Below are 14,087 nucleotides of genomic sequence, written 5' to 3'. Positions count from 1 at the left end.
GTAAATTTGAAATTTTGTTTAAAAAAGTAATGAGTATTTATTAAATTTGAAAGCTCTCTAGTTTATCGACAACTTTTTGGATAATCCAATCAGGCGTAGAAGCCCCGGCACTCACTCCGCAAAGACTTTTTCCCTCAAACCACGCTTTCTCAAGCTCGGATTCGTTTTCCACGAGATAGCTATCCTCGCAGGCGGTTTTTGAGATGAGATAGAGCTGCTTTGTATTTGAGCTGTTTTTGCCGCCGATTACGACCATTACGTCGGCTCTAACGGCTAAGTTTTTAACCGCTTCTTGGTTTTCAAAAGTAGCATTGCAAATCGTGTTAAAAACGCGCACTTCTTTTACGCGTAGCATCAAATAATTTACGATTTGCATAAATTTTTCGACCTTGCGCGTCGTTTGGCTGATGACGGCTACCTTTTGCGCTAGTTTTACGCCCTCTAGCTCGCTTTCTTCTAACACGACGAATACCTTACCGACGGCATATGATTTCACGCCCTTTATCTCGGGATGTTTTTCATCGCCGAAAATCACGATGTCGTAGCCCTCTTTGCTCATTTTCTCGCAAATTTGCTGCGGCTTGGTGACAAATGGGCACGTCGCGTCGATCACTTTTATATCGCTTTTTTTTAGCTCGGCCAGGTCGCCCTTTGTGATACCGTGCGTGCGTATGATCGCCTTTTTTTCGCCGTCGATTTCGTTTATGCCTTCGAGCGTTTTAACGTTAAAATTTTTATTTAGACGGTTTATCTCGTCGTTGTTATGTATGATAGGGCCGATAGTTACGGCATCTTTGGCGTTTTCGGCGATTTTTATAGCGCGCTTTACGCCAAAACAAAATCCGTAACTGCTAGCAAGCTCAATCCTCAACGCTAGCTCCCAGTTGTCTTAAAATCCCGCTAAAATTCGGAAACGAAGTCGCGATAAATTCGCTCTTTTCTATAACCATTCCGCATTTTAACCCAAGCACCGCAAAGCTCATCGCGATACGGTGATCGCCGTTACTGTCGATGATAGCGCAGTTTGCCTCGCCGCCTTTTACACTAAAGCCGTCTTCAAATTCTTCGACTTCAAGCCCGCATTTTCGCAGCCCTTGCACCATGATCGCGATGCGGTCGCTCTCTTTTACGCGAAGCTCTTTTGCGTTTCTCACGCTACTTATGCCCTGCGCATTTGCAAATGCGATGGCAAGCGCCGGTACTTCGTCGATTAGCCACGAGATATTTTCACTCACGTCCACGGCCTTTAGCGGCGCGTGTTTTATCTCGATCTCGCCGATGCTTTCGTATGTGTTCGAAATCTCTTTAAACGTTACTTGCGCGCCCATTTTGGCTAAAATTTTAAAGGCCTCCACGCGCGTTTTATTTAGCAACATATTTTTTAGCACGATGTGGGAATTTGGGATTATCGCTGCGGCTACGGCAAAGAAAAATGCCGAGCTAGGGTCGTTTGGTACGCAAATTTCAAGCGGTTTTAGCGGCGCGCTCATCGACTCAACCTTGACGCCGTGCGGTAAAATTTGCAGGCTCGCACCCATACCTTTTAGCATGCGCTCGGTGTGATCGCGACTAAGCTCAGGTTCGCTAAGCTCGCAGCCGCTCGACTTTAGCCCCGCCAAAATCAGTGCCGATTTTACCTGTGCAGAGGCGATTTTACTATCAAATTTAAAATACTCCAGCTTCTTGCCGCGGATCGCCAAAGGCGCGTGATCCCCGCCGTTTGCGCCGTCTATTTTGGCTCCAACGCTGATTAGCGGTTTAGCCACTCGCGCCATCGGACGACGGTTTAAAAACTCGTCTCCGCTTAGCACGAAAAAGCCCTCGCTAGCAGCCAAAAATCCCATAAAAAGCCTCATTGCCGTACCCGAGTTTCCGCACTCCAAAACAACGCTAGGCTCTTTTAAATTTGCGCTCGGAGTTATGATTAGCTCGCCCTCTTTTTCCTCGATACGCGCGCCGAGATTTTTTACGATTTCTAGCGTATTTAGCGTATCTTCGGCCTTTAGATAGTTTTTCACGCGGCTTGGTTTATCGCTTAAAAGCGAAAATATCGCGCATCTATGCGAGATAGATTTATCCGCCGCGATGTTTTCCAGGCTCGCGCTTATCGGCGTTCTTAATGCGTAAACTTTCATCTTAGTCCGATATTTAAATTTTGCTTTAAAGCGTCCAAAATTTTATCCATTATCGCAGCTACTTCCTCGTCCTCGAGCGTTTTTTGTATATCTTGGAAGTTAAATTTGACGCTGAGGCTCACGTCGTCTCCGAGCTTATCGTCCGAATATATATCAACCGGAGAAAATTCTTTTAGACACTCGATTTTTAGCGCATTTATACACTCTTTTATCGCTTCAAATTTCATGGTTTTAGGCACGATTAGGCTTAGGTCTCTGCTAATAGCAGGGAATTTCGAGTAGGCTTTGACGACCGCGCCGTCAAATTTAAGCTTTTCAAACTCTATCTCGCAAAGATAGGTTCGCGGTAGGTCGCGCGCGGCTTCGACTCGCACGTCCACGCGGCCGATATAGCCAACACAAACGCCCTTTTGATAGATTTTCGCTTGTTCAAATTCGCTTAGATATTTTACGTCGTCGCACGCTTTTAGCTCAAATTCGCCGATCGTGTTTCTAACCGCCGTAGCAAAGCCCAAAAAGTCGATATCGGCTGGCTTTGCGCCGTTTAGGAGGCTAGGTTCTTTTGTCAGTCCGCTAGCTACGAAGCCAAATCTCTCGCTTTGTTCTCCGTTCTGGCTAAATACGCTACCGAATTCAAAAATTTTGACCGATTTTCGCTGATTTTTTACGTTTCGCTCGGCTGACTTTAGCAGGTGATTTGCAAGCGTCGGCCTTAACGTGTTAAGCTCACTATTTATCGGGTTGGCTATTTCAGCCTTACAAGGCGCAAAACCGAGCGCCGCTAGCTCGCCGGCGTCGTCAAATACATAATGCACGCTCTCAAAAAATCCGGCCGCGGCGGCTTTTTTACGCAAATTTAGCGCATTTTTGTAGTCAGTAAAAGTATCGTTTATACGGTTAGCTTCGCTGAAATTTAGCGGCTTTGAGGCGATATTATCGATACCGACCATTCGCACGATCTCTTCGCAGATGTCCTGCGCATTTACGATATCGTGGCGAAATAACGGCACTTTCACGTTCGCGCCCTCTTTTTCGGCATTAAAAGTTACGCTAAACCCAAGCTTTTTAAGTATCCTTACGACATCATTTTGAGCGACTTCTTGACCGATCATTTTTTGCATTTCATTCATCGTAAAGCTCACGACCTTCGGTTCGCGCGTCATCACGCTTTGCTGAGAGCCCGCATAAAGCGCGACCGATTTTAACGCGACTAGCTGCTTAAATAAAAAATCAGCGCCAAAGCCGACGTTTGGCTCGCTGCCTCTTAGCGAGCGATAAGCTTGCGCTTGCCTAGGCATTTGCTTATCCTCGTAGACCGTAGTCGCGATCACTTGGGGATCGGTGTAGCTAGCCTCTATTATGATTAGTTTGCTATTTTCGTCAAGCCTCGCCGCATCGGTCTGATACACGCCGCCAACGCCCAAAAGCTCGCCGCCGGCTAAAATTTCAGTCGCTAAATTTGCGCCCTTTTGCAGATCAAAAACCGCACGCTCGTCGTCCTTTTTGAGCTTGGCATAGTCATATGCGCTAAAAAGCACGCCGGTTGAGTGCGTAGCGTAGTCTAGCAAGCGCTCGATGCGGTTTTGCTTATCGCACTCGATCAGAGCCAAACGGATCTTCATCAGCAAATTTTCGTCAAAATACTCTTTTATCTCAAATGCTCTATACTGAAAGCTGCTTTGTAAATTTTCCTCGGCGTGGATAGCCAAGATACGCCCGATACCGAGCAAATTTTCGCCCTCTTCGTATCTGGCAGCGTCTTTTAGCGGTAGATCAAGCGCAGCCGATAGATCCCTCGCTACGCCGTAGACGCTTAGGCAGTCGCCGCGGTTTGGCGTTAGCTCGATCTCGATGATGTCGTCGTTTAGTAGCGGATATTCGCAAATTTCCTTACCCAGTTTTAGCTCGCCGATACTTTCATCTAGCGGCATTATGCCGTCGTTTGTTTTTACGAGGCCTAGCTCCACGGATGAGCAAATCATACCGTTTGACTCGACGCCGCGCAGTTTTGCCCTCTTTATCTCTAGTCCGCTTGGCATAACGGCGCCTGATAGCGCCACCGGCACAAACTGTCCGGCCTCGACGTTTTTCGCGCCGCAGACGATTTGTTGTAGCGTCTCGCCACCTACGTCTACTTGACAAACGCTTAGTTTCTCGGCGTTTTCGTGTTTTATCTTGCTTTTTACGTAGCCTACGACGATGTTTTTAGGTACCCTTATCTCTTTAAAGCTATCAACCTCAAGCCCGATCGAATTTAGCGTCTTTAACAGCGTTTCGCTCGTTACGCTCGAGATATCCAGCCATTCGTTTAGCCAATTTCTTGAAATTATCATTTAAACTGCTCCAATAATCTTAAATCTCCCTCGAAAAGCGAGCGCAAATCAGGAATTTGATGAAGCAGCATCGCAAATCTCTCGACCCCCAGTCCAAATGCGTATCCGCTTACGTTTTTGTAGCCGACGGCCTTAAAGACGTTCGGATCGACCACGCCGCATCCTAGCACCTCGAGCCAGCCCGTTTGCTTGCATACGCGACATCCCTCGCCGTGACAGAAAATACAACTGATATCGACCTCCGCGCTAGGCTCGGTAAACGGGAAAAAGCTAGGGCGAAAGCGTACTTTAACGTCGCCGAACATGTATTTTAAGAAATTTTCAAGCATTGATTTTAAATTTGCAAAGCTAACAGCACCGCCCTCCTCGACCACGAGGCCTTCTACCTGATGAAACATCGGCGTGTGCGTTAGATCCATGTCGCGGCGAAACACCGTTCCTGGCGCTATCATGCGTATCGGAGGCTTTTTACTCATCATCGTGCGCACCTGTACGGGGCTAGTGTGCGTGCGAAGGAGTCTAAAATCCTTAAAATAAAACGTGTCTTGCATATCGCGCGCAGGGTGATATTTAGGCAAATTTAGCGCCTCAAAGTTATGGAAGTCATCCTCTATGAGCGGCCCAGTCTCGAGCGAGAAATTTTGCATCATAAAGTACTCGATGATCTTATCCATCGTAGCCATCACGGGATGCAGTGCGCCCGCGCTTGAGGGCTCGTTAAATAGCGTTATATCGATGGCCTCAGCCTTCATCTTGGCTTTTATCTCGCCGCTTTCAAGCTCGGTTTTTTTAGCCGCTAAAAGCGATTCAAATTCGTCTCTTAGCTTGTTTAAATTTGCCGCAAATTCCTTCTTGGCCGCTTCGTCCATATCCTTAAGCTTAGCAAACTCAGACGTGATCGCGCCCTTTTTGCCCAGTAGCGCGACGCGAATCTTGTCTAAATCCGCCAAATTTCCGCATTTTGCGATACTTTCTCTATACTCTTGCAAGTTTTTACCTTTACTGAATTTTAGGATAGATTGTAGTCAAAATTTGATAAAATCTGCCTAAAAGGCGGGAAATTTTAACTTTTACTTGTTATAATTAAGCCAAATTTTAACCAGGAGAAAATCATGACGATATTCGAAAAAATCGTAGCAGGCGAAATACCTTGCAACAAAGTACTAGAAAACGACAAATTTCTAGCCTTTAACGACATAAATCCAAAGGCTCCGATTCATATTTTGATCATCCCAAAAAAACACTTTGAAAATTTCCAGGAGATGGACGGAGTGCTGATGGGCGAGATGACGAAATTTATCCAAGAGGTCGCGGTGCTGATGGGCGTGGATAAGAGCGGATACCGCCTGGTTACAAACTGCGGCGAAAACGGCGGCCAAGAGGTTATGCATCTACATTTTCACCTGCTAGCCGGAGCAAAGCTGGGCTGGGTAGATACCGCGACCGATCCGCAAAGTACGTTTTAAATTTTAAATTTACGCTCGAAATTTGAGCGTAAATTTGACTTAGCGAGCCGGCCGCAAGCACGGCAAGCTCGCTAAATCTCTAAAAAGACCGCCGCTTTTGCTAAGTCGAGCAGTCAAATTTGACTCCTTAAATTTAGCCTTTCAGCCACTCGTTTAAAATTTCAATCTGCGCTTTCACGCTCTCATTTGCCGTGCCTCCTTGCGACTTGCGTGCCTGCTTAGAAGCGTTTAGATCAAGAAATTTAACCGCACCCGCGTCCAAGCTTTCATCCACGCTTGCAAGCTGCTGCGCATTTAGCTCGCTCAAATCTAAGCCCAAATTTTCCGCATACGCCACGGCCTTGCCCGTGATGAAGTGCGCCCGGCGAAACGGCACGTTTTTCTCCCGCACGAGATAGTCCGCCAGATCGGTCGCCGTGAGGTGCCCGCGGCGCGTCATTGCTAGCATATTTTGCTCGTTAAATTTAGCCGTTTTTAGCATCTGTTTTAAAATTTCAAGGCTCGCAAGTGCGGTGGCGACGCTATCAAAAACGCCCTCCTTATCCTCCTGCATGTCTTTGTTGTAGGCTAGCGGCAAGCCCTTCATCACCGTTAGCAGCGCGACGAGATTGCCGTTTACGCGCCCCGTTTTGCCCCGTATTAGCTCGGCGACATCTGGGTTTTTTTTCTGCGGCATGATCGAGCTGCCCGTGCTGTACGCGTCGCTGATCGTGACAAAGCCGAACTCCTGCGAGCTCCACAAGATTAGCTCCTCGCACAGGCGCGACGCATGCGTCATCAGCACGCTTACGTTAAACAAAATCTCCAGCGCGAAATCGCGATCGCTGACGCTATCCATCGCGTTTGGCGTCACTCCCGCAAAGCCTAGCTGCTGCGCGACCAGCTCGCGGTTTATAGGATGCGGAGTGCCCGCAAGTGCAGCCGAGCCGAGCGGACAGAGGTTGTTTCGCTCGCGCGAGCTAGCAAAGCGCTCGTAGTCGCGGCAAAACATAAACGCGTAAGCTAGCAAATGATAGGCAAGGCTCACGGGCTGGGCATGCTGAAGGTGCGTGTAGCCCGGCATCAGCGTGTCCGCGTGCTCGCTAGCTATATCTCGCAGAGCCTCTATTAGTTCGCGGATTTTTTCGGCGATCTCGGCACCGCTTTTAAGCACGTAGAGGCGAAAATCAAGCGCGACCTGATCGTTTCTGCTGCGCGCGGTGTGCAGCCTGCCGCCAAGATCGCTTCCGATGAGCTCGCTTAGGCGTTTTTCGACCGCCATGTGGATATCCTCGTCAGCGGTTTTAAACTCAAATTTACCGCTTTTTATCTCCTCAAACACGGCGTCAAGCCCCGCGACGATCTTTTCGCTCTCCTCAGGCTTCAAAATCCCGCAAGCGCCGAGCATCCGAGCGTGCGCCTTGCTGCCTGCGATATCCTCCTGCCAAAGCGCCCTATCAAAGCCGATCGAGGCGTTAAACTCCTCCAAAAGCGCCGAACTCGCCTCGCTAAAGCGCCCCTCCCACATTTTTTTCACGCTCGCTCCTTCGTTTAAATTTTCGGTGATTTTATAAAATTTAAGCTAAAATAGCGCAAAATTTCGGCCTTTTGAAAGGAAAAACGATGATAGAGATGTTTTTATGCTCCTATTTTGCGGGTGCGGCGACGCTTTTTGAGGACTATGCGAGACAAAATATCCGCGCTAAAGAGGTGCTTTTTATCCCGACTGCGGCAAACGTAGAGGAGTACCGAGACTACGTGGACGAGGCGAAAGAGGCGTTTGCCAAAATGGGCTTTGAAGTTCAAATTTTGGATATTTCTAAGGCTAGCGAGGCCGAAGCGAAGGCAAAGATCGGCGCAGCGCGGGTGCTTTACGTAAGCGGCGGCAACACATTTTATCTTTTGCGCGAGCTTAAAAAGAAGGATCTTGCTGGCCTCATCGCAGATCGCGTCCGAAGCGGCGAGCTCGTGTATGTGGGCGAGTCGGCGGGCGCGATGATCGTAGCCCCCAGCGTGGATTACGCAGCCATGATGGATGATGCGAGTGGTAGTGAATTAGTATCAGCGCAAACCGGGCTAGATCTTGTTAAATTCTATCCAGTAGTACACTACGGCGAGGAGCCCTTCGTGCAAAGCGCGGCTGAAATTTTAAAAATTTACGGCGGCAAGTTAAATTTGGCGCCGATAAATAATACCGAGGCGATCGCGGTGCACGGCGATAAATTTGAAATTTTAGGGCGGTAAATTTAGGCGTGCAGCATCCTGGGGGCGCGTTAAAATTTTAGAAAAACGGCGCTTAAAATTTTGCCTGCTAAAACCTGCGTAAAATTTTAAAATTTAAAAACGATGGCGCCCGAAACAGGCCGAAAAATACGGTTGCCGCCGCAAGCTAAATTTAACCGCCGCGAGCGCTAAATTTAAAAACGAAAGCGAGCAAATTTTATAAGCTTAAGGAGCGTTTATGGAGTATTTCAAACCGTTTTTCGTAAAGATCGCAGGCCGCGCCAGAGATGACGATCACACGAGCGCGCACGATCATATCATCGCGCCGCTACTGCAAAATGCGCTCGCCGCCTACGTCTATAACGGGCGCAAAGATAGCATCGTGGGAGCTTTCGGTAGCGTGGAGCACCCGCTAAACTTGAGCGAGTTTAGTTTTCTCGTGCGCGAGCGGAGTAAATTTCGCCTCGATCTCTCGCGCGAATGCGTAAAAGGCGCCGAGATCTTTTGGAACGCTTCCAGCTTTAGGCGAGGCTCGGTTATTATTTTGCTCGAGGGAGAGTTTGATCTAGCGCCTATTTTGCGCCGCTGCGCCGAGATAAGCATAGACGAAACGCCAAATATGGGCAACAGCCCCGCGGCGACCAAGCTTGCCAAGCGCGCGATGAGCGAGGGGCGGATCGCCGTGCTTTTTAGCGCATCAAATGGGATAGAGTGGATGGATATCTACGCCCCTGAGGCGGTGCGGGATAAAATTTTAAAACTTGCGGATGAGATAAACGGGGACGAAATTTAAAATATACGCTTTACGATCTTGCAGGAAAATGAGTCGTCAAATTTAATGACGTATAACGTTTACCAGCATAACCGTGCGTAGTTATAAGCTTTAGGCGAGCGGCAGACGGCAAAAACTCAAACAAAACGCGCCGTTTAGCAAAAAGCCAAATTATCGCGCCTTAAGCATTATCAAATTTAATCAAAACAATGTCTGCAGGCGGACGGTCGTCAAATTTACAAAGTAAAATTTGCTGCCCAAAGCTCAAATTTGATAACCCGATCCGAAAAACAGTGCGGCGTAAATTTACCGCCTCATCTTTCTGCCGATTAGCGCAAAAATTACTATCACGCTGGCGATCATCACTCCCGCCTTCACGTAAAACGCCCTCCTCTCGCGCACGGCTTCGGGCGAGCTGGTTTTGAGCCGCACCTTGACGCTCATGCCGCCCGCTACGATACTTAGCGTATCGCCCGCCATGCCTTTTAGCTTCACGCTTAGCGTGTTCGTGCCGCTTTGTGCGACCGTAGGCGTCATAAAGCCCGAGGCTTTGTAGGAGTAGCGCGTCATGAGGTCGTTGCAGTCTTTGGGGCGAAAAAATATCTCGTAGGTCTTATCCGCATCCACGCCCAGCACGTCGCCGTCGCGCGCGTCGAAATATGGATTTTGCGGAGTTTTGGTTTTAAAGCTCCATTTTATCTGCTTTACCTGCGCGCCCGCGTTTTGGGCGCTTTGATTTCGCGCGCCTGCTTGCTCGTAGCTAAAAACCGCCTCATACTGCGCGCCGAAGTCAAAAACCTCACGCGAAAAGGCCACAAACTGCTTGGACGAAAATTTGGAGTTTATATCGTTGGCGCTCGTGATGACGTGCAAATTTTGGATCTTTCGCCCGTCTTTAAATATCTCAAAATCCTTAAATTTTACCTCGCCCGCGTTTGCGTTAAACTCGATACTGACGGGATTTGCCGTGATCTTGCACTCGGGGAAGGGGTCCGGGATCTCGCCGCTAAAATAGGGCGTCACTGCAGTAGCGTCGGGAAATTTGACGAAAGGCTTGCTAGAGCCGGTGAAATTATTAAATTTGGCGTCTTTTATTTTTAGATTTTTATCGGCGCAGACGTTGGTATAAAACCGCCCCGCGCCCGTATCGCTCGCACCCCTAGCGCAAAAGGCGTTAAGCCTAGAGTTGCCCATCTCAAAGACGAAGGCGTTAAATTTATCCTTGGACGCGAGCGCGTAGCCGACCTCATCGACGCTTAAATTTAAAAACGCAAATCGGTGATAAATCGCCGAAAATAGTCCGTCCACCGCCTCTTTAAAGTCGCTTTTATAAGCTATGTTTTCAAGCACTAGAGTTGATTTGTAGCCCGCGGCTAGAGCTCTGTCGGCCGGAGTCGCGCCGCTAAATTTAGCCCGTCCGGCCGTCTCGTCGTGGCCCATGTATTCGTTTTGGGCGCTATACTCGGCGTGATTTTTGGCGGCTTGGCTTAAAATTTGATTTGGTTTTAGACCGGAGAGTCCGGAGCCGCGGCGATATTCGTTTAGATACGCTACTGCATCGGAGTCCGGAACGAAAGAAAACTCTGGCTGCTTGGCGGACTTTAGCCCGGAGCTTTGGCCCTGCCCGCCAAAGATATCGCAACCAGAGAGAAAAAAGGCGCAGGCTAAAAGGCCGAATTTAAGCCCGCGTTTTACAGAGTAAAATTTCAATCCCGCGCCCTTTAAATTTAAGCCTTAGGGCCTGCTTTTGCGTATTCTACGCCCTCTTTTACGTCCTCGTAGCGTTTGAAATTCGCCTCAAACATACCCGCTAGTTTATCGCGAGTCGCGACGTATTCGTCCTTATTTTCCCATGTATTGATCGGGTTTAGCAGCTTCGTCTCGACGCCTGCTAGCTCTTTTGGGATCGCGAGGTTAAATTTCTCGAAATTTTCAAATTCGCACTTTTTGATGCTGCCGTCAAGGATGGCGTTTATGCACGCGCGCGTGGCTTTGATGCTCATTCGCTTGCCTACGCCGTACGCGCCGCCGCTCCAGCCTGTGTTTACGAGATAGACGCTGACATTGTGCTTGTCGATCTTTTCGCCTAGTAGCTTAGCGTAAACGGTCGGATGTAGCGGCATAAACGGCTCGCCAAAGCACGCGCTAAAGGTCGCCACGGGCTCGGTGATACCGCGCTCGGTGCCTGCGACTTTTGCCGTATAGCCGCTTAGGAAATAATACATCGCCTGCTCTTTAGTAAGCTTTGCGACCGGCGGCAAAACGCCGAATGCGTCGGCGGTTAGGAAGATTATGTTTTTCGGATGGCCGCCCGCAGAGCTTGGCTCGTAGTTATCGATGTGATAGATCGGGTAGCTGACGCGGGTGTTTTCGGTCTTGCTGCCGTCTTTGTAGTCCACGACGCCCGCCTCATCCGCGACCACGTTTTCAAGCAGCGCGTCGCGTTTGATAGCGGCGTAAATTTCAGGCTCGCTGCTCGGATCTAAATTTATGCACTTCGCGTAGCAGCCGCCCTCGAAGTTAAATATCCCCTCGTCGTCCCAGCCGTGCTCATCATCGCCGATCAGCTTGCGGTTTGGATCGGTCGATAGCGTCGTTTTACCCGTGCCGCTTAGACCGAAAAATAGCGCCGTGTCGCCCTCTTTGCCCACGTTTGCCGAGCAGTGCATGCTTAGCTTGCCTTCAAGCGGCAGCCAGTAGTTCATCATCGAGAAAATTCCCTTTTTCATCTCGCCGCCGTACCACGTGCCGCCGATAACCGCGACGTTTTCCTCGACGTTAAAGATAACGAAAACGTCGGAGTTCAGCCCCTGCTCTTTGCACTCTTCGTTTTTGCATTTGCACGCGTTGAAAACCACGAAATCAGGGCTAAATTTAGCTAGCTCGGCTTCGCTTGGACGGATGAACATATTTTTAACAAAATGCGCCTGCCACGCAACTTCGGTTACGAAACGAACCGATTTTTTGCTCTTTTCGCTCGCGCCGCAAAATGCGTCTTGGATAAAGATTTCCTTGCCGCTTAGCTGAGCTTTTGCTTTGGCTAAAAGCTTGTCAAAAAGCTCTTTTGAGATAGGTTGGTTTACCTTGCCCCAAGCGATGTATTTTTGGCTCGGGTCTTGCTTTACGAAGTACTTATCTTTTGGGCTTCGACCCGTGAAAATTCCGGTATCGACCATAAAGGTGCCGTTGCTTGATACGCGTCCCTCACCCATAGCCTTTTCAAGCTCGAAAAGCTCGTCGTAGCTTAGGTTGTGGTTGATTTTTTTGATATCCTTAAGACCTAATTTTTCTATTTCGTTTACCATTTTTCTTCCTTTTTTGGATTAAATTTTCGCTAAAATTTGACCGTTTGCTACGGTTTGTCCTTGCTGTACCTCGATAGACGTTACCAGCCCGTCTTTTGGAGCGTTTACGTCTATTTCCATCTTCATGGCCTCTAGCACGAACATCCTTTGTCCCTTTTTCACGCTATCGCCCACTGCGACCAGGATTTTAAACACGTTTCCCGGAAGCGTGCTTTTCACCGGTTCGCCGCTGCCGCCGGTCGTTTTAGCCGGCGAGAGCTCCGGAGGCGGCATGTGCGCTACGCTTGCGGGTTTTACGCTTTTTATCTCGGCTTTGCCGTCTGCGTCCGCGACCTCGACGTCAAATTTCTTGCCGTTTACGGTGACGCTGTATTTTTCGTTTATCGGTGTTTTCGCGCGAGTGGTCGGCGTGCTCGTTTCGCACGCATTTGTCGATTTTTTTCGGATATTTACCTTACCTTCGCCTTTTAGAAACGCGATGCCTTTTTCTTTGCACGCCGCGGCGATAAAGATATTTTCCTCGCTAGGCTCGATACCCTCTTTTTTAAGCAGCTCGCGCGTAAATTTAAGCGACTTGCTCTCGTCTTTATCCGCGATATCCATGGCGTGTTCTTTGGTTGGTTTTAAGCTTAACTGCTCGCTAGCTAGCTTAACTACGCTCTTATCGGGCTCTACGGGCGTTTTGCCGAAGTAGCCTAGCACCATTTTGCCGTAGCCCTCGGCGATCTTTTTCCATGGGCCAAACATCACGTTGTTAAACGCCTGCTGGAAATAAAACTGACTCACCGGCGTCACGCTCGTGCCGTAGCCACCCTTTTGTACGACTTCGCGCATAGCAAGGATGACTTCGGGGAATTTATCCAAGATATTATTATCGCGCATCATTTGAGTGTTTGCCGTTAGCGCGCCGCCTGGCATCGGGCTAAACGGGATGAGCGGGCTAACCTGCACGGCCTCAGGCGGCAGGAAATAATCTTTCAAGCATTCACCGAGCACGCTTTCATATTTTAGAATTTTCTCCACGTCAAGTCCGCCCAGATCGTAGTTTTTGCCCTTAACGGCATGCAGCATCGTTAGGATATCTGGCTGGCTGGTGCCGCCGCTAACCGGGCTTGCGGCTAGATCGATGCCGTCTGCGCCGGCTTCTAGAGCGGCCATATAGCATGCGACGCTAACGCCTGCGGTTTCGTGGGTATGGAGTCTGATGTGGGTATTTTGCGGGAGGAGTTTGCGAGCCATTTTGATGGTCTCATATACTTTTTGCGGGCTAGAGGTGCCGCTGGCGTCTTTGAAACAAACGCTGTGATACGGGATGCCCGCGTCTAAAATTTCGCGCAAAATCCGCTCGTAAAACGCCACGTCGTGCGCGCCCGAACAGCCTGCAGGCAGATCCATCATCGTGACGACCACTTCGTGCTTTAAGCCGTGATGAGCGATACGCTCGCCCGAGTATTTTAAATTTTCCACGTCGTTTAACGCGTCGAAGTTTCGTATCGTGGTCGTGCCGTGCTTTTTAAAGAGCTTTGCGTGCAGATCGACTAGCTCGCGGCTGCCCGTATCTAGCGTCACGGTATTTACGCCGCGGCTTAGAGTTTGCAGGTTTGCCTCGGGCCCGACCGTTTCGCGAAATTTATCCATCATCGCAAACGCGTCTTCGTTTAAGTAAAAATAAAGGCTCTGAAACCGCGCCCCGCCGCCAAACTCAAAGTGCGTTATACCAGCCTCTTTAGCCGCGCTAACCGCAGGCAAAAAATCAGCCATCGCCACGCGCGCGCCGAAAACCGACTGAAAGCCGTCTCTAAAGGTAGTGTCCATAACGTCTATAAATTTTTTCGCCATTTTGCCGCCTTGTCAAATTTCAAAATCGTGCTAAT

Annotated in this window: 11 protein-coding genes; 3 read left to right on the top strand and 8 right to left on the bottom strand. The window is 49.2% G+C overall.

Features of this window, described 5'->3' with window-relative positions:
- Positions 1-40: 40 nt before the first annotated feature.
- From H7R39_RS01140 to pheS, 4 genes are read right to left on the bottom strand one after another with little or no spacing between them, the layout of a single operon-like run.
- Positions 41-871 carry a 4-hydroxy-3-methylbut-2-enyl diphosphate reductase gene (locus H7R39_RS01140; protein WP_185897603.1) on the bottom strand — a complete coding sequence of 277 codons (831 nt, stop codon included), beginning with the start codon at positions 869-871 and terminating at the stop codon, positions 41-43.
- Positions 861-2,135, bottom strand: a complete 1,275-nt coding sequence (aroA, locus tag H7R39_RS01135; RefSeq protein ID WP_185897602.1) for a 3-phosphoshikimate 1-carboxyvinyltransferase — start codon at positions 2,133-2,135, stop codon at positions 861-863. Before aroA ends, H7R39_RS01140 begins: the two co-directional genes overlap by 11 nt.
- On the bottom strand, positions 2,132-4,468 hold the full coding sequence (gene pheT / locus H7R39_RS01130) for a phenylalanine--tRNA ligase subunit beta (RefSeq protein WP_185897601.1): 2,337 nt from the start codon (positions 4,466-4,468) through the stop codon (positions 2,132-2,134). Before pheT ends, aroA begins: the two co-directional genes overlap by 4 nt.
- Positions 4,465-5,457, bottom strand: coding sequence for a phenylalanine--tRNA ligase subunit alpha (pheS, locus tag H7R39_RS01125; RefSeq protein ID WP_185897600.1), 993 nt, complete (start codon positions 5,455-5,457; stop codon positions 4,465-4,467). Before pheS ends, pheT begins: the two co-directional genes overlap by 4 nt.
- A 123-nt stretch (positions 5,458-5,580) precedes the next feature.
- On the opposite strand from pheS, the gene H7R39_RS01120 reads away from it, so the two are divergent.
- On the top strand, positions 5,581-5,934 hold the full coding sequence (locus H7R39_RS01120) for a histidine triad nucleotide-binding protein (RefSeq protein WP_122862652.1): 354 nt from the start codon (positions 5,581-5,583) through the stop codon (positions 5,932-5,934).
- A gap of 133 nt (positions 5,935-6,067) precedes the next feature.
- Here the strand turns inward: H7R39_RS01120 and argH are convergent, their stop codons facing one another.
- A complete protein-coding gene (gene argH / locus H7R39_RS01115) occupies positions 6,068-7,441 on the bottom strand; it encodes an argininosuccinate lyase (protein WP_185898469.1) in 1,374 nt (457 codons plus the stop codon).
- 95 nt (positions 7,442-7,536) lie between these two features.
- On the opposite strand from argH, the gene H7R39_RS01110 reads away from it, so the two are divergent.
- Together H7R39_RS01110 and H7R39_RS01105 are read left to right on the top strand one after the other, a co-directional pair.
- Positions 7,537-8,157: a Type 1 glutamine amidotransferase-like domain-containing protein gene (locus H7R39_RS01110; RefSeq protein WP_185897599.1), complete on the top strand. Its 621-nt coding sequence runs from the start codon at positions 7,537-7,539 to the stop codon at positions 8,155-8,157.
- Positions 8,158-8,374: 217 nt separating this feature from the next.
- Entirely contained in the window at positions 8,375-8,929 is a 555-nt protein-coding gene (locus tag H7R39_RS01105; protein ID WP_185897598.1) for a hypothetical protein, read from the top strand.
- A gap of 285 nt (positions 8,930-9,214) precedes the next feature.
- On the opposite strand, the gene H7R39_RS01100 is transcribed toward H7R39_RS01105, so the two are convergent.
- The 3 genes from H7R39_RS01100 to H7R39_RS01090 are packed head-to-tail and all read right to left on the bottom strand — an operon-like array spanning position 9,215 to position 14,052.
- Positions 9,215-10,618: a CAP domain-containing protein gene (locus H7R39_RS01100; protein ID WP_185897597.1), complete on the bottom strand. Its 1,404-nt coding sequence runs from the start codon at positions 10,616-10,618 to the stop codon at positions 9,215-9,217.
- A gap of 17 nt (positions 10,619-10,635) precedes the next feature.
- The gene (gene pckA, locus H7R39_RS01095) at positions 10,636-12,213 is read right to left on the bottom strand and encodes a phosphoenolpyruvate carboxykinase (ATP) (RefSeq protein WP_185897596.1); all 1,578 of its coding nucleotides are present in this window, start codon (positions 12,211-12,213) and stop codon (positions 10,636-10,638) included.
- A gap of 18 nt (positions 12,214-12,231) precedes the next feature.
- Complete coding sequence (locus tag H7R39_RS01090; RefSeq protein WP_185897595.1) at positions 12,232-14,052, bottom strand: biotin/lipoyl-containing protein; 1,821 nt, start codon at positions 14,050-14,052, stop codon at positions 12,232-12,234.
- Positions 14,053-14,087: the final 35 nt, after the last annotated feature.

Source organism: Campylobacter massiliensis (assembly GCF_014253065.1).
Lineage (GTDB): Bacteria > Campylobacterota > Campylobacteria > Campylobacterales > Campylobacteraceae > Campylobacter_A > Campylobacter_A massiliensis.
This window is presented reverse-complemented; position numbering and strand designations above follow the sequence as displayed.

Excerpts from the sequence above, each read along its gene's own strand:
- aroA (WP_185897602.1), bottom strand. The coding sequence starts at position 2,135 with ATGAAAGTTTACGCATTAAGAACGCCGATAAGCGCGAGCCTGGAAAAC.
- pheT (WP_185897601.1), bottom strand. The coding sequence starts at position 4,468 with ATGATAATTTCAAGAAATTGGCTAAACGAATGGCTGGATATCTCGAGC.
- H7R39_RS01120 (WP_122862652.1), top strand. The coding sequence starts at position 5,581 with ATGACGATATTCGAAAAAATCGTAGCAGGCGAAATACCTTGCAACAAA.
- argH (WP_185898469.1), bottom strand. The coding sequence starts at position 7,441 with ATGTGGGAGGGGCGCTTTAGCGAGGCGAGTTCGGCGCTTTTGGAGGAG.
- H7R39_RS01110 (WP_185897599.1), top strand. The coding sequence starts at position 7,537 with ATGATAGAGATGTTTTTATGCTCCTATTTTGCGGGTGCGGCGACGCTT.
- H7R39_RS01105 (WP_185897598.1), top strand. The coding sequence starts at position 8,375 with ATGGAGTATTTCAAACCGTTTTTCGTAAAGATCGCAGGCCGCGCCAGA.
- pckA (WP_185897596.1), bottom strand. The coding sequence starts at position 12,213 with ATGGTAAACGAAATAGAAAAATTAGGTCTTAAGGATATCAAAAAAATC.
- H7R39_RS01090 (WP_185897595.1), bottom strand. The coding sequence starts at position 14,052 with ATGGCGAAAAAATTTATAGACGTTATGGACACTACCTTTAGAGACGGC.